Source organism: Rothia sp. 27098_8_29 (genome assembly GCF_041432785.1).
Classification (GTDB): Bacteria; Actinomycetota; Actinomycetes; order Actinomycetales; family Micrococcaceae; genus Rothia; species Rothia mucilaginosa.
This window is the reverse complement of record NZ_JAPWAI010000001.1, coordinates 395,170-415,239: the sequence shown is the minus strand read 5'-3', so window position 1 is coordinate 415,239 and position 20,070 is coordinate 395,170. Positions and strand designations below refer to the sequence as shown.

Below are 20,070 nucleotides of genomic sequence, written 5' to 3'. Positions count from 1 at the left end.
TTTTGTAGGTTTTTCTACAGTCTGACCGGCGGGGTGGATAGCTTACCTCACCGCTTTCTTCCCCAGTCGGAAAACACCTGAGGTAATTTACCAAAAGTTTAGGTTGCAGAAATCAGGCGTGCATCATTTTCACAGCATGCACCCAGAAATCTGCCACATAATTAGTTATACGGGCACGGCTCACGAGGAGCGTAGTGCTCCCCCGCAGCCCGTGAACAGAAAGTAGGAGATTATGGCTAAGCAGACCATCTTCGGCCGTATTGCACAGCTCACTAAGGCAAACATCAACGCTCTGATTGATGCAGCTGAGGACCCGGAGAAGATGCTGGACCAGATGGTTCGTGACTACACCAACAACATCCGCGAGGCGGAGGCTGCAGTAGCACAGACCATCGGCAACCTGCGACTGCTCGAAAAGGACCACGCTGAGGACGTCAAGGCCGCTCAGGAGTGGGGCACCAAGGCTCTGGCAGCTTCTAACAAGGCTGATGAGTTCCGTGCAGCTGGCGACGTTGCCAACGCTGACAAGTTCGATAACCTCGCTAAGATCGCTCTGAACAAGCAGTTGCTGGCTGAGAAGGCTGCGCAGGCTGTTGAGCCTCAGCTGACTTCTCAGACTCAGGTTGTCAACCAGCTCAAGGACGGCCTGGAGAAGATGCGCTCCAAGCTTGAAGAGGTCAAGTACAAGCGCGATGAGCTGACCGCACGTCAGAAGACTGCAGCAGCTCAGACCCAGGTGAACGACGCTCTGAAGGCGTTCGACGTTCTGGACCCGACCAGCGAGATGAGCCGCTTCGAAGAGAAGGTTCGCCGCGAAGAGGCACGCGTCATCGGTCAGCAGGAGCTGGCAGCTTCCTCCCTGGATGCTCAGTTCAACACCCTGGACCAGATGGAGCGCGAGACCGAGCTGGACGCTCGCCTGGCCGCTCTGAAGGCAAAGAACGCTCCGGCAGCTCCGGCTCCCCTGGCTGTGGAACTCCCCACCCAGACTCTCTAAGCCTGGAATTCTCAAGCCTGGTCTAGCGCATAGCTTCTTGAGCTAAACCTATAAAGATCCGCCCCGTTCCTGATGAGTTCAGGAACGGGGCGGATCTTTATGCGTTATGGGGTGCGAGCTTTAGTTCGCGTAGATGTACAGGTAACCTGCCATAGCGGAGCGGGTGATGGCTGCCGAGGAGGTGGAGCCGGTACCAATGCCGTTGGAGGCAGCCCATGCCAGAGCCTGGGACGCGTAGCCGCCCTGAGCCTGTGCCGGGGATCCAGCCGCACGGTACATGAATTCAGCCATGGTGGACTCGGTGACAGCCTCCAGGGGGCGGAAGTCGCTACCGCTGATGCCCTGCTGGCTCAGCCAGAAAATCTCCTTGTACGCGGGGTGGTTGACCGGAACATCGCTGAACGGCGAAACAGCCGGTGCGTTCACGGCGGGGCGACCAGCCACGCGGTACAGGTAGGTTGCCAGCTGCGCACGGTTGACCGATGCGTTCGGGCGGAAGGTGCCGTCCGCGAAGCCGAGCATGATGCGGCGATCAGAGTTCCAGCTGATCTCGTTGTAGTTCGGGTTTGAAGAGGACACGTCGGTGTAGCCCAGCGCGGGGGTCTTACCGGCGAAGTCCAGGGAGGACGCCAGGATGTGCGGCAGGTCGTAGTCGTGGTGGCTGAAGCCGTCAATCAGCTTCACGCGGGCGTCGGAGAAGCCAGCGCCCAGGTATGCGTTGTAGCCGGACTCGACTGCGCCTCGTGCGCTCCAGGTGACGGGGTTGGTGTTACCGGAGGTGTCGTTCGCGCCAACCCACCAGTACATGGGCAGACCCTTGGTGGTTGCGTCAGCATCCACGGAGCCGTCCGAGTCACCGCCTGCAACCATGATGGAGCCACCGCCGTTACGCCAGGAGGTGTTGTGGTCGGTCAGCTCGTAGGTGATGAACTCAGCGCCACCGGAGTAGCCCATGGTCCACACCTGGGAAGCGTCCAGGTTGTTCTGGCCGATGAAGGAGGAAGCGAAGGAGCGGAAGAACTCACCGTTGGTGTTCATGTCTTCCCACCAGGTGATGCCGTCGCCGGATGCGTTGGTGTCCGGGGAGATGATCGGCACGAAGACCATGTTGCGGGCGTTAGCGATCTTGCCCATTGCCGCGAGCATACCCTCGTCGGGGGTGTAGACCTTGGACTCGTCACGCTGCCAGTAGTCACCGTCGAAGTAGAAGACCACGCCAACGGGCTTAGAGTAGTCCAGGTTGTTCGCGTACACGTGGTACTGGGAGGTGGTGCCCGCCGGGGAGGTGTAGCTCTGGTAGGTTGCGGAGCTCATGGTGCGGGCACGCTGAGTGTTCTGCTTCTGCTCAGACTTCTGTTCGCTCTTCTGCTCAGCCTTCTGCTCGACCTTGGGAGCGGCGGTTGCCTTGCCCTTGGTGAGCGAGTTGCTCAGAATCTCGGAGAAGTTGTAGTCGAAGTGGCCCGAGCCGTTCAGAACGGTCGCGGAAGCGTTGGTGTAGCCGGCGTTGCGGTAGGCGTTGTAGCCGCCCTCAACGGCCCCTCGTGCGCTCCAGGTCTGCGGGTAGGTCTCGCCGGAGCCATCGTTCGAGTTTGCGTACCAGAACATGGGCTGGGACTTCAGCGCAGCCGAGGGGGTGCCCTCGTCCAGGCCGCCGCCAGCGACCATGATGGAGCCGCCGCCGTTGCGCCAGGTCTGGGGCTTAGTGTTCAGCTCGTAGGTGATGAACTCAGCGCCACCGGAGTAGCCCATGGTCCACACGTTGGAGGAGTCCACACCGTTAGCCGCAATGAAGGAGGAAGCGAAGGAGCGGAAGAACTCGCCGTTACGCTCCATGTCTTCCCACCAGGTCACGCCAGCATCGTAACGGTTGGTGTCCGGGGAGATGACGGGCACGAACAGCATGTTCTGTGCCGCAGCGGATGCAGCCATCTGAGCCAGTTCACCGGAGGGGTCGTAGACCTTGGACTGGTCGTTGCGCCAGTAGTCACCGTCGAAGTAGAAGACCACGCCAACGGGCTTGGAGAAGTCCACACCCTCAGCGTAGACGTGGTACTGCGAAGTGGTACCAGCCGGGGAGGTGTAGGACAGGAAAGTCTGGTTGGTGCGGGTTGCCGCCACACCGGATGCCGCCTGAGTAGCCTGTGCGGTCTGCGCGGGCTGCGCGGCAGGGGTTGCAGCGCTCTGGGTAGCTGCGGGAGCCTGGGTAGCTGCGGGAGCCTGGGTAGCTGCGGGGGTCTGTGCAACCTGTGCCAGGGTGGGCTGAGCGGAAGGCTGAGCCGCCTGTGCGGACTGGAAGGTAGCCGAGGGGGTTGTCTGCTGAGTTGCCTGGGCAGTGTAGGTCTTCTGGATGGGCTGAACCGCGGTCGTTGCGGGAGCCTGCTGAGTCTGCTTTGCCTGTTCTGCCTGCTGGCGGATCTGCACAGCAACCTGCGAGAGGGTGGGCTGCACGGTGGAGGTGAACAGGGACTTCGGAGCCTGGGTAGCTGCGCCGGGGATGTCCTGAACGACGGGTGCGAATGCGGAAGCGGGTGCTACCAGGGTGCTACCGAGCACGGAGGGTACAGCGATGGCTGCGAGAGAGCCAGCCTTAACAGTGCGGGGGCGAAGTGCCATGGGTTGTCCTCGTTGTTGGTGTTTCGTGGGGCGCGGACGCCCGAGAGTGGTTGAGTGATAGGTGGTCTATAGGTGAGAAGCCTATAGGCGGTCGGCCTGCGAATGTGATGCCGCATGGAGCAAGTCCAGTAACCGTCCCGTGTGTGTTGCGGGGGTTTCCTCGTGTGATGGAGGGGTGCAGTATTCATTTCGGAGAGCTACGCGGCGGACCGCGGTGACCACGTACTCAAAGCTACCAGGTCAAAAAGCCTTTTCCAGCGGTTTTTTGGGGCTATTTTTGGGTATCGAACAAGATTCAATCTTAACAAGAGCTTTTTCTAAGCTTCTAGTTTAACTTGAATCACCCTCAAGTAGAGGTTGAATGAGCTATTTTTCCTTGATTTTCCGGGGTTTTTGAGCGTTTTTTGAAAGAGTTTCAAAAAACCCTACAATTAACTTGAATGTTTTATATGTGACCACAATCACTTTCAGAGTGAATTGTTGCACTCGAAGACCATTTTCTTCCAAAAACCGCGGAATTCCGGGGCAAAACGAGTGATTTCCAAGCCCGGAATATAGACACCTTTCGCATATTCCACTTTGAGCATGCACTTTGAGGCAAAAACAGCCCCCTCGCCACTCCCCCACCCAGGCATCCTATCGGACCCCTCATCACGCTCTTGAGACCCGCCCCAGAGCCCCCTTCAGGACCCCTTTCAGATCCCCTTTCAAGGAGCTCAAAAGCAGCGTCTCAAGAAGGCGTAACCACCCTCCAGCAACCGCTCGGAAGTGACTCCACCACCCCCATGGGCACACCCGCTTGAAGCCCCGATAGACGGACTGAGGAATACCTCGAAAGACGCATCGGGAGACGTTCCGAAACCAGTCCAGGGTACTTTCACGACGGTTCTATGAAATTCCGTGAGGAGGTTTCAAGAGGGGTTTCGAGAGGCCGAAAGATCCACCTCAAGCACCCCGGAAGGGGCAGCAGGCTGCCCCCCCATCAGTCTCCCCGAAGCACCGCCCCGACAAGGTTCAGAAGACCCCCTCCGCAGATTACAGAAGGCAGGAGATACGGAGAGGCAGGAGATATAAAGAAAGCCGCCCAGCAGGCGGCAGAAAGGTAGCACAAGAAGAAGAAAAGTAGGCGGCAAATGAAGACAGGTCGCCGACAGGAAAGGTGCAGGAAGGTGGCGAAAGAAGGCAGACCGGCGGTCGGAAGGTGACGGGAGGACAGCAGAAGGAGACAGGTCGGCGGGAGTACGGGTTTTAGGGAATAAAAAAACTCCCGATAGCTAAGCTATCGGGAGTTATCCGTTGCGGGGACAGGATTTGAACCTGCGACCTGAACATTCTGAAAGTTGCCCCTACTAATCTTGCATCGTTGTATCATAGCAGTGCGGGTAACTTTCTGTTACCTGAATATGTTCAGATTCTGAGAGCTTGGAGAAGTCGTGGTCACCGTTGACCTTGACACCCGTGTTGAAGAGGTTGAGGAAGCTGTTTGTCCTCACATCACCTCGAAGTTCCTGTGCGCCCCTGGGTGCCCGACGGGTGGCATTGCATGCTTCACTGCCCAGTGTGCTAACGGCTGCGGCATCTCTGTTGGCTGCAAGTGGTTAGTAGCTTTGTCGCAGCAGTCGGCCCTGGAGGGAAGGCATCCTAGGCCTTACCTCCAGGGCCGTTTTCTTTGAAAGGTAGGCCATGCCAGCTATATCGGTAACTGATTTGTCGGTTGGGTACAAGAATTCCCCAGTAGTGAGCGGCATTAACTTGCAGCTAAATACTGGCAGGATAATCTGCCTCCTTGGACCAAATGGGGCAGGTAAAACCACCTTAATGAAAACGCTCCTTGGTCGGATAAAACCAATAAGTGGCCACATTAGATACGATCAGACAGACATTAGCGAAATGTCAGCTGCAATCGACCATCCAAGCTACTTTCCGTATCTGAGCGGTAAACAAAATGTACAGGTCGTCGCGGCATTCTGGGGTCTGGATGTTGATCCTGAGTCGGCCTTGGATAGTGTGGGCATCGTCCGCGCTGCCCACGGGCGGAAAGCCAAGGACTACTCGACCGGCATGAAGGAACGGCTGGAGCTTTGTCTTGCTTTATTATCTAGACCAAGATTTTTGTTCCTTGATGAGCCACAGAATGGTTTGGATCCAGATGGCATGATCTCCTTGTCTGCGACGCTTCGTCGTTATCGGGACGAAGGGAACTGCGTTGTAATATCAACGCACCTCCTCCATGAGATTCAAGGCGTCCCGGATGAGTGTGTCGTAGTTCGTAACGGCAAAGCTTTGCATATCCCCGACCTCAACGGCGTGAATCTCGCGGACCTATATCACCGGGGGTAGGACCATGCGAATTACTTCAGCTATCCGTGCTTTGCTTACTTACTATTGGAACATCTGGTATTTTCTCGCGGCTATCTTGGGCTCAATGGCGTCACTATTCCTCGGTGCATGGATTTCAAGTGAGGCAAGCGGAACTCCAATAACAGGGGGATACAGCTTCTTCTTTACTGGAACGCAGCCACTAATTTCCCTCGCATTACTCTTTATACTTGATGCTAGGGTTTCCAAGGTCCACTACGGGGGTTTGCCTCAGCAGGTATACATTGCCTGGTTGCCTAGCGTCCTACGCACCATCTGTCGAACACTTTCAATAGTTCTTGTAAACCTACTTAGTGTGCTGCTATTCGATCTAACAATGGTTTTGTCTGGTTCGAAAATGCACTCTGGGCTAGCAACCCTGCTTTGCTTTCTTACCTTCCAAAGTATACTAATTGCTCTGATCTACTCGACATTAGAAAGTCTCTCAAAACCTCCGACTGCCGCGGTAATTTCAGGTGTTCTTCTGTACTTCTGGATAGTGCTACCCGGTAACCTAGCTGACAATGCTACCCCATACATATCAAACGCCCTCCACTCCGTAGGGCTGAATCTCAATGGTACCGCAATCTCGTTCGTAGATATCCAGGAGCAATCAAATTTCGGTTTCTCTGCGCTTATCCCGGTACCAATCCTAATTATTACCTATGTTCTTGTGGCTAGGTTTCGAAGTAAAGGAGCAGTAAGAAAATGAAGTCTTTGTGTTCTATCGAGCGAATTGCAATCATTCGTTGGGTCACGATCGCTTATCTCGGTGCACTAGTTCTTCCGCTGCTGTTTCTCCGTTATGGAAATACCATTGCCGTAGCGCAATCCGCGTTACTCATCATGCTCCCAATTGCCACGGCAGGTCTAGCTTTGTCGCATGCTAAGGTCCCTGCCTCGTACGTCTCGTTTAGTATTCACGATAAAGTTCTGCTCCGGTTCATTGCTAAATCGCTGCTTCTCGCACAAGTAGTTAACCTTTGTTTGAGTCTGCTTTATGTCTCTATCATTGGCGAGCTTGTTAATGAGCGACTGTCGAGTCATACTGCTTTAGTACTTGTTTTCTCTTCGGTTGTGCTAACTCTGGCCTGTTTTGCGCTTCGGCTTTGGACTACTTCATTAGTTTCATGGATTGTTATCATCTTTTTTGTGGTGGCAGGTCTTCCGATTAGCACAGGTGATTTTGCGAACTCACCGATCTTGTTTGCTGTCGTTCCCACGACTTGGATTTTAAAAGGCGTCACCTTTGGCTCCTATATATTTTCTACCGGGTTTCTGTTGGCTGCGATAAGTTCGGGGTTTTTACTAACGTCGGTGAAACGTGCATAGCTATACTTCACTTGGAAAAGCGTATGTGAGGATAGCTGCACTTCCAACGGATAGGTTTCCAAGTGACGGCAAAGCGAAGTCAGCGTTTGCTAAACTGTTCTATCGAATCCCAGTTTGAGATCGGTCCTTGCAAGTTCCACACCTTCGTTTTATTCCGCTATCACGAAGGCTATTTCCGGCTCTTCCGAGTTGAGTGTGGGTGACCAGGTATTGGTCGGGGGTTGTGGGTAGAGGTCGAGGTCCTTGATGATGAGCGGACTTCTACCACCGCGATCTTCAAAGGACCTCCTGTTGACTTCTTACCGTGACGGATCATGGGGCAGCCACACACAGAGCACGATGCAGTATTCACAGGAACGAGGCAAACACGACCAACTGAAAGAGTGACTTTCCCGCACCAGAAAGCCGAAAAGTCACCCAACCAGCAACACGTAGTGTCCTATAACCCAGAAAGAAAGCTCTCCCTGGAAGCCACTGAGGCTTCCAGGGAGAGCAGTCAGAGAGTGCGAAAGACGAATACACCGCTATCAAGCGTGAGGCGGCCGATGGGGGAGTCGTAGGTGGCGAGCGCCGGATCAGAATTGCTCGGGGTGATCGCGGTAGGCATACGCCCACACTGTCACGGCGACAGTCACAGCGCGAGTCCACGCGTCACGGACAGCGTCCAGTTCTGCGCCCTCGAAGCCCTCCGCCAGGAGACGGTGCCCGACCTCCACAGTCGGCGCGATGAAGGCGAGCACGTAGCGCAGAGGCACGAATGGCGTCGAGTCCGCCCCATCCGCCGCGTTCTTCGCCGCGGTCATGTGTCGAGCTCCAATCAGGTACTGGTAGTCCAACCACGCCTGATCCCGCTCGCGCGTGCACATGTCGATGATCCACTGGGCGAATCGGGGCTTTGACGCCTGCGCGTACTCGGGGTTCGGCTGTCCATCCGGATGCGCGGAATGTGCTGCCAGGTAGGTCTTTTGAGCCAAAATCCCGCGCCACGTGTCGACCATTTCCATGGCATGCGGCGCCAGGATGGGTTCTGCTCGCGCGAGCAGCTCTGCGTCACCGGGCTGGACGTGCGCGGCGGCCTCAATCTGGCGTAGATCCTCGAGTGTGAGCGGAGACGTGGGGACGGCATCGGTGCCGTAGGTGTACCCCGACGAGTGGTCGTAAGCGGTCATGCGAACCCCCTTGAACTTATGCGTCAATTGTAGAACGTGCTCTTGCTCAGGTCAAGTCCTGTGGAGTGGTGTAATCGTTTTGTGTCCTTCGGAGTGGGTTATGCGCTGAGTTGGAGTGGGGTGTCCTCCTGCCCGGTGGGTTGTGGTGTGAGTCGTGATTTGGTGAGGATGTCGAGGCTGAGGTAGCGTCGGCCTTCGGCCCATTCGTCGTTTTGTTCGGCGAGGACGGCTCCGACCAGGCGGATGATGGCCTGGCGGTTGGGGAAGATCCCCACGGAGTCGGTGCGTCGGCGGATTTCGCGGTTGAGGCGCTCATTGGGGTTGTTGGACCAGATCTGGGTCCATACCCCGGTGGGGAAGGACGCGAAGGCGAGGACGTCTGCCCTGGCTTGATCGAGGTGATCACACACAGCGGGGAGCTTGTCGTGCACGTAGTCCAAGAGTCGGTCGTATTGAGCGTTGACTGAGGCGGCGTCGGGCTGGTCATACACCGAGTGCAGCATCGCTTTGACAGCGGGCCATAGTGCTTTGGGGGTGACGGACATGAGATTAGCGGCGTAGTGGGTACGGCATCGTTGCCAGGTGGCTCCGGGTAGGTTGGCGGCGATGGCCTCAACCAGGCCCAGATGGGCGTCACTGGTCACCAGGCGCACGCCGGTGAGGCCTCGGGCGACCAGGTCGGCGAAGAACTCGTTCCACGCCGGGCCGGTCTCGCTGGTGGATACGCGCACCCCCAGTACTTCGCGGTGTCCGTCATTGTTGACTCCGGTGGCAACCAGGACCGCGCACGAGACGACGCGTCCTCCTTCGCGCACCTTCATGGTCAGTGCGTCAGCGGCGACGAACGTGAAAGGCCCAGCGTCGTCGAGGGGGCGATGGCGGAACTCGTCCACGTGTTCGTCCAGGTCGGCTGCCATACGTGAGACCTGGGACTTCGATAGTCCTGTGATCCCCAGGGTTTTGACGAGCTTGTCCATGCGGCGTGTGGATACTCCCGCTAAGTAGCAGTCAGCAACCACTGTGATCAAGGCGTTTTCGGAGCGTTTGCGGCGCTGCAACAGCCACTCTGGAAAGTAGGTGCCTGAGCGTAGCTTGGGGATCGCCACGTCAATGGTGCCGACCCTGGTATCCAGGGGCCGGTAGCGATACCCATTGCGCTGGGCCTGACGCTGCGGGTCTTGTTGGCCCCACTGGGCCCCGCACACGGTGTCAGCGTCCGCTGATAGCAACGCGTTAATGACGTGCTGGAGCAGGGAACGCATCAAATCTGGGGATGCCTGGGACAACGCCTCGCCAAGCATGCCAGCAGGGTCGATAATATGAGGAGCGGTCATCGTTGTGCCTCCAAATCATTTCGAGTCAGAAGTAGAAGAGCTTTCTCGAAGGATCACACGGTGACCGCACCCATCACAAGCAACGGGCCGATCACCACACGGTTACACCACTATGCGGGACGCTACTCTTTCACCCGCTTAGTTACCGCCTGTTTGAGGCTAAGCGGTATATCGAAAACGTTGGTATATCAGTCAAAACATAGTGTGTTGCCGCCTCTACCGCCTAATTTCTAAAAAGTGTACACGCGAGTGTTCATCTTCCTACATATGCGTGTGTATATATAAAAGTTTTCGGTTTTAGGCGGTAAAGGGTTGGGATTCGGTTGAGATACGAGGGAAAATGCTATACCGCTTTTGCATTTTCAGGCGGTAAACAGCCGGTATCAACGCCGATTAGGCGGTGAAAATCCTCCTCTGCAACCTCCCTCCCACGAGATCATGCACGAGCGAAGATAGTCATACGCCCCGAAGGGGCGTTGGATGATAGTCCTCGATGTTGGGTGATAGTCCCCCCTCCCCCCACCTCGACGACGGGCCTGAGTTTGGCTGAAAGGTAGGGAATAACATAGGGATTCGGTCTCGTCAGGGCAAAACAAAACCCGGTATCTCAGCGACTTTTCGTTGAGATACCGGGTTTTTCTGGTTGCGGGGACAGGATTTGAACCTGCGACCTCCGGGTTATGAGCCCGGCGAGCTACCGAACTGCTCCACCCCGCGGCGACTCATACAACTATACAGACCCCAAACCGGGCATGCAAGCCAAAAACGCGATTTGTAACCAAGCACACAAAAATAGGGGCTGTTGGGTAGAAAGCAGTTGGGTAGAAAGCAGTTGGGTAGGAATAGGGGCTACGGGGCAGTGCCAGGGGTAGAACATACAGGAACGGGGTGGAAGTGAATCACTTCCACCCCGTTCCCGCAGAGATGTTCCCGCAGAGACCGCTAGAGCTAGTCGGTAGGAGCCGTATCCAGTGCAGGCCCCGGATCTAGAGCGAGGACGCTAGACCCATGAGCCTCCGGTATGGGCTACTCCCCCGCTGTCTCTTAGGCTTAGCCTCTTAGTCTTAGCGAGAAGCCGAGGCGCTGGCGCTGGGCTTCGCGCTTGCGGGGGCGCTTGCAGAAGCCGCGGCACTGGGAGCTGCAGAGGCGCTCGGAGCCGCAGAGGCACTGGGCGCTGCCGAAGCCTTAGCGGAAGCCGCGCTCTGCGCCTCCTCAGCCTCCAGAGCCTTCTTCACGGCTGCTTCCAGACGCTTCTGAGCCTCACCGTAGGCAGCCCAGTCGCCCTTCTTCATCGCCGCATCAGCATCGGTCATCGCCTTCGAGGCATCGTTGAGAGCCTGCTTCAGCTCCGAAGACTGCGAAGCCGACGAGCCACCGGTCGCAGCGCCCGAAGAACCAGAGGTACCAGAGGAGCCAGAGGCAGAAGCCGAGGGGCTAGCCGCCGAGCCGTCCAGCTTCGCACCCGAAGAGCCACCAAACACCTGGTTCAGCGCCTCCTCCAGAGTCGGAGCGAAACCGACCTTATCGCCGAAGCTCACCAGCACACGCTGCAGACGCGGGTACTTAGCGTCACCGCTCGACTGCACGTACACCGGCTGAACGTACAGCATGCCGCCGCCCACCGGCAGAGTCAGCATATTGCCGTTAATAACCTCAGACGAACCGCGGCGCAGCAGGTTCAGCTGGTTCGACACCTCAGCATCAGAGTTGAAAATATTCTGAGCCTGACCCGGGCCGGGAACCACCGAAGAACGCGGCAACTCCAGCAGACGCAGCTTGCCGTAATCGGGGCTACGCTCGCCGTCCTTACCGGTACCGGCATCACCATTAGCCGCCAGGAAGCCGTACATCACGTTACGAGAGTTCGAATCGCTCTGCTGAGGAATGAACGTGGTCGTCAACGAGAAGTGCGCACGAGAATCACCAGGCATCTGCAGGGACAGGTAGTAGGGCGAAATCGGCTGGTTACGATCATTAGTCGGGTCGTTCGGAATCGACCAGACATCGTCACCGGCGTAGAAGCTATTCGCGTTCGTCACGTGGTACTTATTCAGCATGGTGCGCTGAATATTGAACATGTCAGTCGGGTAACGCACGTGGCTCATCAGCGAAGCGTTCATCTCACGGTAGCTCTTCACCGTGCCAGGGAAAACACCCTGCCACGCCTTCAGCACCGGATCCTCCTCATCCCACGCGTACAGGGTCACCGAACCGTCATACGCGTCCACCGTAGCCTTCACCGAATTACGGATGTAATTCACCGAGTTAGAACGCTGAGCACCCGCAGCGGTTGCCGCGTCCTGGGAGCTACCCTGCGCGTAGGGGAACTGATCGCTCGTGGTGTATGCATCCACGATCCACTGCACGCGGTTATTCACAATCGCCGGGTACGGCTTAGAATCCACGCTCAGGTACGGCGCCACCTTACGCACACGGTCCAGCGGGTTGCGTTCATACAGAATCTGCGAACCCTCACGCACCGCATCCGACAGCAGAATGTCAGAGGACTGGAACTTAATCGCGTAGGACAGACGAGCCAGCAGCGAATCAACGCGAGGACCACCGTAACCGGCAAAAGTGTACTTCGCATCGGAGGCGTTGGTTTCCTCAGCAGAAAGCGGACGGTCCAACTCCAGGGTGTCGCCCTTACCGCCCACAATCGAATACTCCGGCGAGCTCATACCAAAGTAAATACGCGGCTCATAATCCTCGCTCAGGGTACCGGTCGCCTTAATACCGGACTGCAAGAACTTCGGGTTACCCGCAGAATCCACCTGGTTACCGTACGCGGCAATCACGCCATAACCGTGGGTGTACACCACGTGGCGGTTATACCAGGAATCGCCGCTCGTCTGCGCCGGGTTCAGCTCACGAGCCGCCAACACCGTATCCTGCGTGGTGTTACCCACCGCATAGCGGTCCACCGACAGCTGCGAATCAAAACGGTAGTACGGGCGGAACTGCTGCATCTGCGCAAACGCCGAGGACACAACATTCGGATCCAACAGACGGATATTCGCAATGGTCGCGCTCGAAGAGCTCAAAGCACCGGCACGGGTATCAATCGTCGCGTCATACGGGGTGGTCTCAATCTTGTCCAGACCGTACGCGTAACGGGTCGCATCAATATTGCGCTGAATGAACTTTGACTGAGCGCCCTGCTCATTCGGAACCACCTGGAAACGCTGAACAATCCACGGGTACAGGCCGCCAGCAACCACGGCAACAATCACCAGCATCGCGGTGCTAATCAGCGGCAGACGCCAACGATTCATCGAAGCAGCCACCACAAACATGATCGCCACCAGCAAAGCAGAAATCGCCAAAATAGCGTTCACCGGAATCGACGAGTTCACATCCGTGTACATTGCGCCAGCCCAGCGGCCCACCTGCTGCTGAGTCGACGAATAACGATCCAGCCAGAAGCTCACCGCACGAGTCAGCAAAAACACAGCCACCACAATCGCAGCGTGACGGCGGAATGCCGACGTGGTACTCACACCACCGGGCTGAACCTTAATACCGCCGTAGAAGTAGTGCATGAACAGACCCGCGAGCGCCGACAGCACCACAGCGGAGGTCACCAGAGTCACCACCATGCGGAAGAACGGCAACGCAAACAGGAAGAACCCGTAATCCAGACCGAACTCGGGGTCAGTCTTACCGAAGGACTGCTGGTTGAAGAACAGCGCGACGGTGCTCCACTGAGTCATCGTCGCTGAAGCAATGAACAGACCCAACAGCAGCGGAACCACAATCAGCAGAACCTTACGCGCCTTATCCACGCTCTCGTGGTAGCGACGCATGCTCTCCTCAGCACGCTGCTGACCAAACACGTCACGCAGCATCTGCTCGGCAGCATCCGTGCCGCTCGTCGGCACGCTCTGATTCGGGTTCGGCGCCTCCTGCGGCTTCTTCTCGGACGCCGGCGCCACATCAGCATGACGGACCGCGTAGGACATCGAAGCCCACAGCGGCACAGCAATCACCACGGCAGCCACCACAAACACGGCTGCCTTCAACAAAATCTGGGTAGTGAACACGGTGCTATAACCCAGCTGATCAAACCACAGCCAGTCCGTGTACACCTGGGACGCACCCACAAAAGCAGCAATGAGCACCGCCACCACAGCAATCGTTGCCTTCAGGGGGCTACGGCGCTTGGGGGCAGGATTCGTCGGCTTGGGATGCGCGGTGTTATTGGTCGACTCAGACACAATTCCTCGCTCATCATACGTTCAGAGAAAATAACTGCCTTTAAGTATCTCAGAGGTGACGCAGAAGGGCAGAACCTCGTAGAAGCTCGGGGCGAAATATGACCGGTTGAGAGGTTTTGGGGCGCGAAATGCTGAGATGAGAGGTGCTGGCGAGGATTACGGAGACGCAGACGAGGACAGAGAATAGGGCACAGAACAGCCCCGGTACCGTAAAGTACCGGGGCTGACTTCTACGCTATACGGGTGAGAACCTTGCGGAGAAAAACGTTATGTTAGGAACCGCAGCGGGGCAGGGAATCATCCGGGGTGCCGGACTTAATCGCCTCGACCGTCTTCACCGCCTCATCCAGGGTCGACACCGGCACAACCACCATCGTGCCGCGCACCTGACCGGCGTGATAGTAGTTGAACAGGTCGGGGTCCTGCGCCTGCATCTTCACAATCGAATCGCAGTTCTCCTTAGGCGCCAAGAAGTAGCGCGCACCGTAACGGCCCGTCGCCAGAATCTTGTACTTGATACCGCCAATTGCGCCGACCTTACCGTCTGCATCAATCGTGCCGGTACCCGAAATGTAGCTGCGGTACGGGTCGCCTCCGGCATCCTCATCGGCGAGCAGAGTACCCTCGCTCAGCTTATCCACCGTACCCAGCGCCAGCATCAGACCGGCGCTCGGGCCGCCCACACCGTCCAGGTTGTACTGCACGTGCGCCGGCAGGTCATAGCTCTGCTTCAAACCCGCGCCCAGAATCCAGCGGCTATTGTCGCTGGAACGAACCGGGGTCAGCTTAAAGGTCTGCTGCTTGCCGTCACGTTCCACGGTCACATCAATCGGCGAGCCGTTCGAAGCGTTCACCGCCTTCGGAACATCGGTGAGAGTCTCAATCTGCTTCTCCCCCACCTTCACGATGCGGTCATCAGCCTTCAGCGCGCTTGCCGCCGGGGAACCCTCCACCGTGGAAAGCACCTGAACCTTCTCGGTCACCGCCATCTTCAGCTGGCGCATCGCCGCGACCTTCGCCTGAGTCTGCGAATCAGCCATCTGCGCGCCGGTCGCCGCCGTCGCCTGCTCGTGGCTCACATGCGGGTACAGGGCATCGGTCGGCACCACGAGGCTGCGGTTACCGTCAAACGCCAACCAGCCGTAGAACGCCTCCGCACCGGACAGCTCCGTGTACGGGCCACCCGAAACCGACACCGTGGTCATGTTCATCTTGCCGAACGTCTTATAGCTGGGCGCACCAGAAACCTCAATGACGTCCTTCTCCTGGTACGTTCCGAGCACGTCAAAGAGCGGGCCGGGACCCTCCTTCACATAGGAACTGGGCAGAACAAAAGCACCAGCCAGCAGGGCGCACGTCGCCACAGCGCTCACCGAACGCAAGTTCACGCGGCGCGGCGCAAAACGCGAACGGCGCTTAGCCGCCTTCTCATTACTCTTCACGCTCGCGGAGGCGGCGTTCGACTGCTGCTCAGCATCAGGGGTGGACTTAGTCATGGTTTCTACAGTACCGGATAAACCTGCTTTTCAACACGCGGGCGGGCACCGTTACCCCGCTAAAAATAGAGCCCCAGGAGGCGTTTACGTTCCGACCCGCACCGCGCTTTATCAGCACCGCACGGTGACAGCGGCACGAAAAAAACTCCCAAACCCCGGCCCCAAAGACAAGCTTGTGAGCCCTTAGCTGATTAACCCGCTTCCACAGCGGTGGCACGGGAAATTCTCAGCAAAAATCGGTAGGCTGGACAGCGAGCGGGCCAGCTGCGCCCACCCCCGGATTACGAAAGGCTTCTACATGTCTGAGAACCCCACCGGCGGCGCCTCCAACGAGCGCGACCCCCTCGAAGAATTCATTAAGAAGATGCAGGAGCAGGGCTTCGACCCCTCCGCTGGGGCAACCGGCCAGGGCGGCAAGGGCGCCTCCTCCAACGCGCAGAACCCCTTCAGCGCGCTCTTCGGCGAAGGCGGCCAGAACCCCTTCGGCATCAGCATCGACCCCGAAGACCTGAAGAACATGGGCATGAGCTTTGACCCCGCCATGATGCAGAGCATGTTCGCGCAGGTGCAGGCGATGTTCTCCGGCGCGGGCGCATCCGACAGCCCCAGCGGTGTGAACTGGGATAGCGTGAAGAACCAGACCCGCCAGATGCTCGCCTCCATGGGTGAAGACCCCTCCGTACCCGAAAACCTCAAGCGCGCCGTAGAAGACGCGGCGAACCTCGCAGACCTCTGGCTGGATGCCGTAACCACCATTGAGCGCCACAACCACCCGGTGCAGGCATGGTCCAAGGCGGAATGGGTTGAGCATTCCTTCGACTCCTGGCGCGAAATGGTCGAGCCGGTCGCAGCCGAAGTCACCCAGTCCATGGTCATGCCCGGCGCACCCGAAGACGTGCCCGAAGAGATTTCTCAGATCCTCAACAGCGGCTTCTTGAACAACATTGGTTCCGTAATTTTTGGTGCGCAGATGGCTCAGGCGCTCGCGCAGCTCGCCGGTGAAGTGTACTCATCCACCGACGTGGGCTTCCCCCTCGCACCCGGCTCCTCCGCGCTGTTGCCCAACGGCTACCAGCAGCTCGCCGAGAGCATCGAGGTGCCCCCGCAGGAGATCCTGCTCTACCTTGCCGTGCGTGAATCCGCGCTGATCCGTCTGCACAAGGCAAACCCCTGGCTGCGTGAAGACCTGGTTCAGCTCGTGGCGCGCTACGCCCGCGGCATCCGCGTGGACATGAACCGAATGCAGGACGCCGCATCCCAGGTAGACATGAGCAACCCCGACGCCGTACAGGAAGCATTCGAAGGCGGCATGTTCAGCCCCCAGCGCACCGAAGACCAGGAACTGGCGGTACAGCGCCTGGAGGGTCTGCTCGCCCTCATCGAAGGCTGGGTATCCGTCGTCACCGAGGACGCGACCCGCAACCTGCCCAAGGCACCGCAGCTGACCGAAATCATGGCGCGCCGCCGCATCGACGGCGGCCCCAGCGAGCAGGTCTTCGAGAACCTGGTCGGCCTGGAACTGCGCCCGCGCCTGGTGCGTGAGGCACAGCAGTTCTGGCGCTGGTACGAAAACTCCCACGGCATTGAGGCCCGCGACGGCCTCTGGGACACCCCGGAGACCCTGCCCACCCCCGCCGAGCTGGAAGACTTCACCGCATACGATGCACGCATGAACGAAATCAGCCTGGACGACGTGGACTTCGACTCGGAGCTGCAGAAGCTGCTGGACGGCGGATTCGGCGACGCGCCCGAAGAAAAGTAGAGCTGAGCCAAGTAACGCTGAGCGAAGTAAAGCTGAGCGGCGAAAGTAAATAGCTGACACTCGAGCGGGGGTGGCTTGTGAATGTACAAGCCACCCCCGCTCGAGGTGTTTCGTTTGGTTTTTGATTCTTTGATTTTCGGGAAGCGCGTTAGCCGGCTGGATTTTAGCCGGCTGGATTTTAGCCGGCGCTATTTTCGCCGCGCTCGCCCCGTTCACCTTCAGCACGCGAGCGCCCCAGCGCGTACCCCTCCAGGTAGGCCTGCGCCCGCAGCAGCTGCGGGTAGCGCGCCTCCAGGGCACGGAACGCCGCCGAATGATTCGGCTGCAGCAGGTGGCAGAGCTCGTGGTGAATCACCGAATCCAGCACGTACTCGGGCACGCCCTGCAGCTCCGAGGAGATGCGAATCTGCGTGTTCGCGTAGGTTGCCGAGCCCCAGCGCTGACGCTGGTTGCTCACCCAGCGAATCGACAGCTTCTCGAGCCTGCCCGAGGCGACCAGCTCCGGCAGGTTCTTCTGCGCCAGGTGCAGGGCGCGGGAGCACAGGTACTCGTCCGTGACCGTCAGCTGCGTGGCACGCTCACGGCGGGCGGCACGACGCTGAATGCGCGGCAGCAGGCGGGCAATATGCTCGTCAATCTCTTCGCTCGTACTCGCGGCGGGAATGAGCAGGCGGTAGGCGGGGTTGCCGTGCTCGTCCACGCCGTTGCGCTGCATGCTGATGGTGCGGGTGCGGCGCGCCGAGCGGACCAGCTCAATCTGCGGGCGGTCCTCGGTGGCGGGCAGAATCTCACGCTTAAAACGCTGAGCCATAATCTCCTCTTCCCTTCGACGAACGGCGAGTCTGAGCCGAGCGGGCCTGGCCGTACGAGGAACCGGCGCTCTCCACCCTGCGGCGGCGCTTCGCCGGATCAATATCGTCCAGGAAACGCGAACGCTTACGCTGACCGCGACCGCCCACGGTGCGGGTCATCGTCCAGGTTAGCCACAGGTACTTGCGGGCGCGCGTAATGCCCACGTACAGCAGGCGGCGCTCCTCATCCACCTCGTCCGGGGTGGTCGCAAAAGTGATGGGCATGAGGCCCTCGTTCAGGCCGCACAGGAACACGGCGTCCCACTCCAGGCCCTTAGCCGCGTGCAAGGAGGCGAGGGTTACGCCGTTGACCTGCGGTGCGTCATTGAATTCGCTGCGGTGGTTCAGGGTCGCCACGACCTCGTGCATGGTCAAAGGTAGTGGCTCGGGCACGCCCGGGCGCGGGTTCGCGCGGTGCTCCTGAAGCTGCTCTTGGCGGTGCTGCGCCATCATGTCCACCATGTGCACCAGGGCGGCGAGGGACTCCCACTTCTGGCGGGTGGCGCCTCCCGAAAGGGGGCCCTCCTCCTTATAGCCGAGGCCGCCGAGTACATCGCGGGTGTAGCGGGTGACGTCCTCGGTACCGTCCGTGGACTTCGCCGAACCGCGCAGGGCAAGCATCGCCTGCTTGACCTCGGGGCGCTCAAAGAAACGCTCCGCGCCGCGCAGCTGGTACGGAATATGGGCGGCAGCCAGCGCAGACTCAATCGCCGCCGACTGCGCGTTCGTGCGGAACAGCACGGCAATCTCTGAAGGCGGCACGCCGTCCTTCTCAATCAGGTCGCGGATATCCTCGGCAATGCCGGCCGCCTCCTGCTCATCGTCGGCATAGCCGAACCACTCCACATCCACGCCGGGGCCGCGCTGAGACATCAGCTCCAGCGGCGGCGCCCACGAATGCGGGCTCGAATCCGGATGCGGACGACGCGCCGCCAACAGACGGTTCGCCAACTCCACCACCTGCGAATGCGAGCGGTAGTCGCGGGTCAACTTCACCGTGTGCGCGCCACGGTACCGGCGCGCAAAATCCAGCAGGTAACGGCTGGTCGCACCGGTAAAAGAGTAAATCGTCTGAGAGGCGTCACCCACCACGCAAATATCGTCGCGGCCACCCAGCCACACATCCAGCAGACGCTGCTGCAGCGGAGACACGTCCTGGTACTCATCCACCACAAAATGGCGGTACTGGTTGCGGACGGTCGCGGCGAGCTTCTCATCCTCCTCCAGCATGGCGATGGTCAGCAGCAGCACGTCCTCAAAGTCGATGAGGTTACGCTCATCCTTCAAATCCTCATACGCCTGGAAAATACGCTGCATATTCTGCGGGGTAACCGTCGAGGGCAGCTGCTTCTCGCTCAGACGCTGCATGATGGTATCCGGGGTGAGTAGCTGAACCTTCGCCCACTCAATCAGCGATGCCAAATCACGCAGCAGAGAACGGTCCGTGCTGATGCGCAGACGGTTCGCCGCCTCCGTAATGAGTGCTGCCTTATTCTGCACGATGGACGGGAACGTACCGCCCACCACCTGCGGCCAGAAATACGCCAGCTGACGCAACGCCGCCGAGTGGAAGGTACGCGCCTGCACGCCGTGCGCACCCAGCTGGTGCAGGCGGGTACGCATCTCCTCCGCCGCGCGCAGGGTAAAGGTCAGGGCGAGCACGCGCGGGCCCTGGTAGCGGCCAATCGCAATACCGTAGGCGATGCGGTGCGTAATCGCGCGGGTCTTACCGGTACCGGCACCCGCCAGCACGCGCATGGGGCCGTCCAGCTCGGTCGCGACCGCACGCTGATCCGGGTCAAGCCCGGCAAGGATATCGTCTGCGGAGATCATATGCTGAGGCTGCTGAGGTGTGGCGGTCATAATGCTCCATCAGTAAGGCGGGCGGTACGGGCAGGCGGCGTGCGCTCGCGCGGGCATACGGACATGCGTGTATGCGTG

Annotated in this window: 12 protein-coding genes and 1 tRNA gene; 5 read left to right on the top strand and 8 right to left on the bottom strand. The window is 58.8% G+C overall.

All coding sequences use genetic code 11. The features are described from left to right. Positions 1-232: 232 nt before the first annotated feature. The gene (locus tag O3649_RS01695) at positions 233-997 is read left to right on the top strand and encodes a PspA/IM30 family protein (protein WP_371572465.1); all 765 of its coding nucleotides are present in this window, start codon (positions 233-235) and stop codon (positions 995-997) included. A gap of 120 nt (positions 998-1,117) precedes the next feature. On the opposite strand, the gene O3649_RS01690 is transcribed toward O3649_RS01695, so the two are convergent. Next, on the bottom strand, positions 1,118-3,610 hold the full coding sequence (locus O3649_RS01690; RefSeq protein WP_371572463.1) for an S-layer homology domain-containing protein: 2,493 nt from the start codon (positions 3,608-3,610) through the stop codon (positions 1,118-1,120). A gap of 1,433 nt (positions 3,611-5,043) precedes the next feature. Here O3649_RS01690 and O3649_RS01685 point away from each other — a divergent pair. The 3 genes from O3649_RS01685 (at position 5,044) to O3649_RS01675 (ending at position 7,300) form a co-directional block, all read left to right on the top strand. Further along, positions 5,044-5,283, top strand: a complete 240-nt coding sequence (locus tag O3649_RS01685) for a gallidermin/nisin family lantibiotic (RefSeq protein WP_005505332.1) — start codon at positions 5,044-5,046, stop codon at positions 5,281-5,283. 64 nt (positions 5,284-5,347) lie between these two features. Further along, positions 5,348-5,950, top strand: coding sequence for an ABC transporter ATP-binding protein (locus tag O3649_RS01680; protein ID WP_231840295.1), 603 nt, complete (start codon positions 5,348-5,350; stop codon positions 5,948-5,950). Between the two features lie 726 nt (positions 5,951-6,676). Continuing rightward, positions 6,677-7,300 (top strand): cytochrome C oxidase subunit IV, encoded by a 624-nt coding sequence (locus O3649_RS01675; protein ID WP_371572461.1) that lies wholly within the window; start codon positions 6,677-6,679, stop codon positions 7,298-7,300. Between the two features lie 575 nt (positions 7,301-7,875). On the opposite strand, the gene O3649_RS01670 is transcribed toward O3649_RS01675, so the two are convergent. The 5 genes from O3649_RS01670 to O3649_RS01650 all read right to left on the bottom strand — a co-directional run bounded on the left by O3649_RS01670 (position 7,876) and on the right by O3649_RS01650 (position 15,516). Beyond that, positions 7,876-8,469, bottom strand: coding sequence for a protoglobin domain-containing protein (locus O3649_RS01670; RefSeq protein ID WP_005505324.1), 594 nt, complete (start codon positions 8,467-8,469; stop codon positions 7,876-7,878). A gap of 98 nt (positions 8,470-8,567) precedes the next feature. Continuing rightward, the gene (locus O3649_RS01665) at positions 8,568-9,803 is read right to left on the bottom strand and encodes an IS256 family transposase (RefSeq protein ID WP_371572459.1); all 1,236 of its coding nucleotides are present in this window, start codon (positions 9,801-9,803) and stop codon (positions 8,568-8,570) included. 640 nt (positions 9,804-10,443) lie between these two features. After that, positions 10,444-10,520, bottom strand: a tRNA-Met gene (locus tag O3649_RS01660). Between the two features lie 347 nt (positions 10,521-10,867). Further along, on the bottom strand, positions 10,868-14,020 hold the full coding sequence (locus O3649_RS01655) for a UPF0182 family protein (protein ID WP_371572457.1): 3,153 nt from the start codon (positions 14,018-14,020) through the stop codon (positions 10,868-10,870). 272 nt (positions 14,021-14,292) lie between these two features. Continuing rightward, the gene (locus O3649_RS01650; protein WP_296548575.1) at positions 14,293-15,516 is read right to left on the bottom strand and encodes a PDZ domain-containing protein; all 1,224 of its coding nucleotides are present in this window, start codon (positions 15,514-15,516) and stop codon (positions 14,293-14,295) included. A 298-nt stretch (positions 15,517-15,814) separates the two neighbouring features. Here O3649_RS01650 and O3649_RS01645 point away from each other — a divergent pair, with 298 nt between their 5' ends. Continuing rightward, a complete protein-coding gene (locus tag O3649_RS01645) occupies positions 15,815-17,278 on the top strand; it encodes a zinc-dependent metalloprotease (RefSeq protein WP_371572455.1) in 1,464 nt (487 codons plus the stop codon). A gap of 178 nt (positions 17,279-17,456) precedes the next feature. On the opposite strand, the gene O3649_RS01640 is transcribed toward O3649_RS01645, so the two are convergent. Both O3649_RS01640 and O3649_RS01635 read right to left on the bottom strand, forming a co-directional pair. After that, positions 17,457-18,089 carry a M48 family metallopeptidase gene (locus O3649_RS01640; protein WP_314848938.1) on the bottom strand — a complete coding sequence of 211 codons (633 nt, stop codon included), beginning with the start codon at positions 18,087-18,089 and terminating at the stop codon, positions 17,457-17,459. Next, positions 18,073-19,992, bottom strand: coding sequence for an ATP-dependent helicase (locus O3649_RS01635; protein ID WP_314848936.1), 1,920 nt, complete (start codon positions 19,990-19,992; stop codon positions 18,073-18,075). The genes O3649_RS01640 and O3649_RS01635 overlap by 17 nt, the downstream gene beginning before the upstream one ends. Between the last annotated feature and the right edge of the window lie 78 nt (positions 19,993-20,070).

Coding starts and splice junctions, on each gene's coding strand:
- O3649_RS01695 (WP_371572465.1), top strand. CDS start 233: ATGGCTAAGCAGACCATCTTCGGCCGTATTGCACAGCTCACTAAGGCA.
- O3649_RS01690 (WP_371572463.1), bottom strand. CDS start 3,610: ATGGCACTTCGCCCCCGCACTGTTAAGGCTGGCTCTCTCGCAGCCATC.
- O3649_RS01675 (WP_371572461.1), top strand. CDS start 6,677: ATGAAGTCTTTGTGTTCTATCGAGCGAATTGCAATCATTCGTTGGGTC.
- O3649_RS01670 (WP_005505324.1), bottom strand. CDS start 8,469: ATGACCGCTTACGACCACTCGTCGGGGTACACCTACGGCACCGATGCC.
- O3649_RS01665 (WP_371572459.1), bottom strand. CDS start 9,803: ATGACCGCTCCTCATATTATCGACCCTGCTGGCATGCTTGGCGAGGCG.
- O3649_RS01650 (WP_296548575.1), bottom strand. CDS start 15,516: ATGACTAAGTCCACCCCTGATGCTGAGCAGCAGTCGAACGCCGCCTCC.
- O3649_RS01645 (WP_371572455.1), top strand. CDS start 15,815: ATGTCTGAGAACCCCACCGGCGGCGCCTCCAACGAGCGCGACCCCCTC.
- O3649_RS01640 (WP_314848938.1), bottom strand. CDS start 18,089: ATGGCTCAGCGTTTTAAGCGTGAGATTCTGCCCGCCACCGAGGACCGC.
- O3649_RS01635 (WP_314848936.1), bottom strand. CDS start 19,992: ATGACCGCCACACCTCAGCAGCCTCAGCATATGATCTCCGCAGACGAT.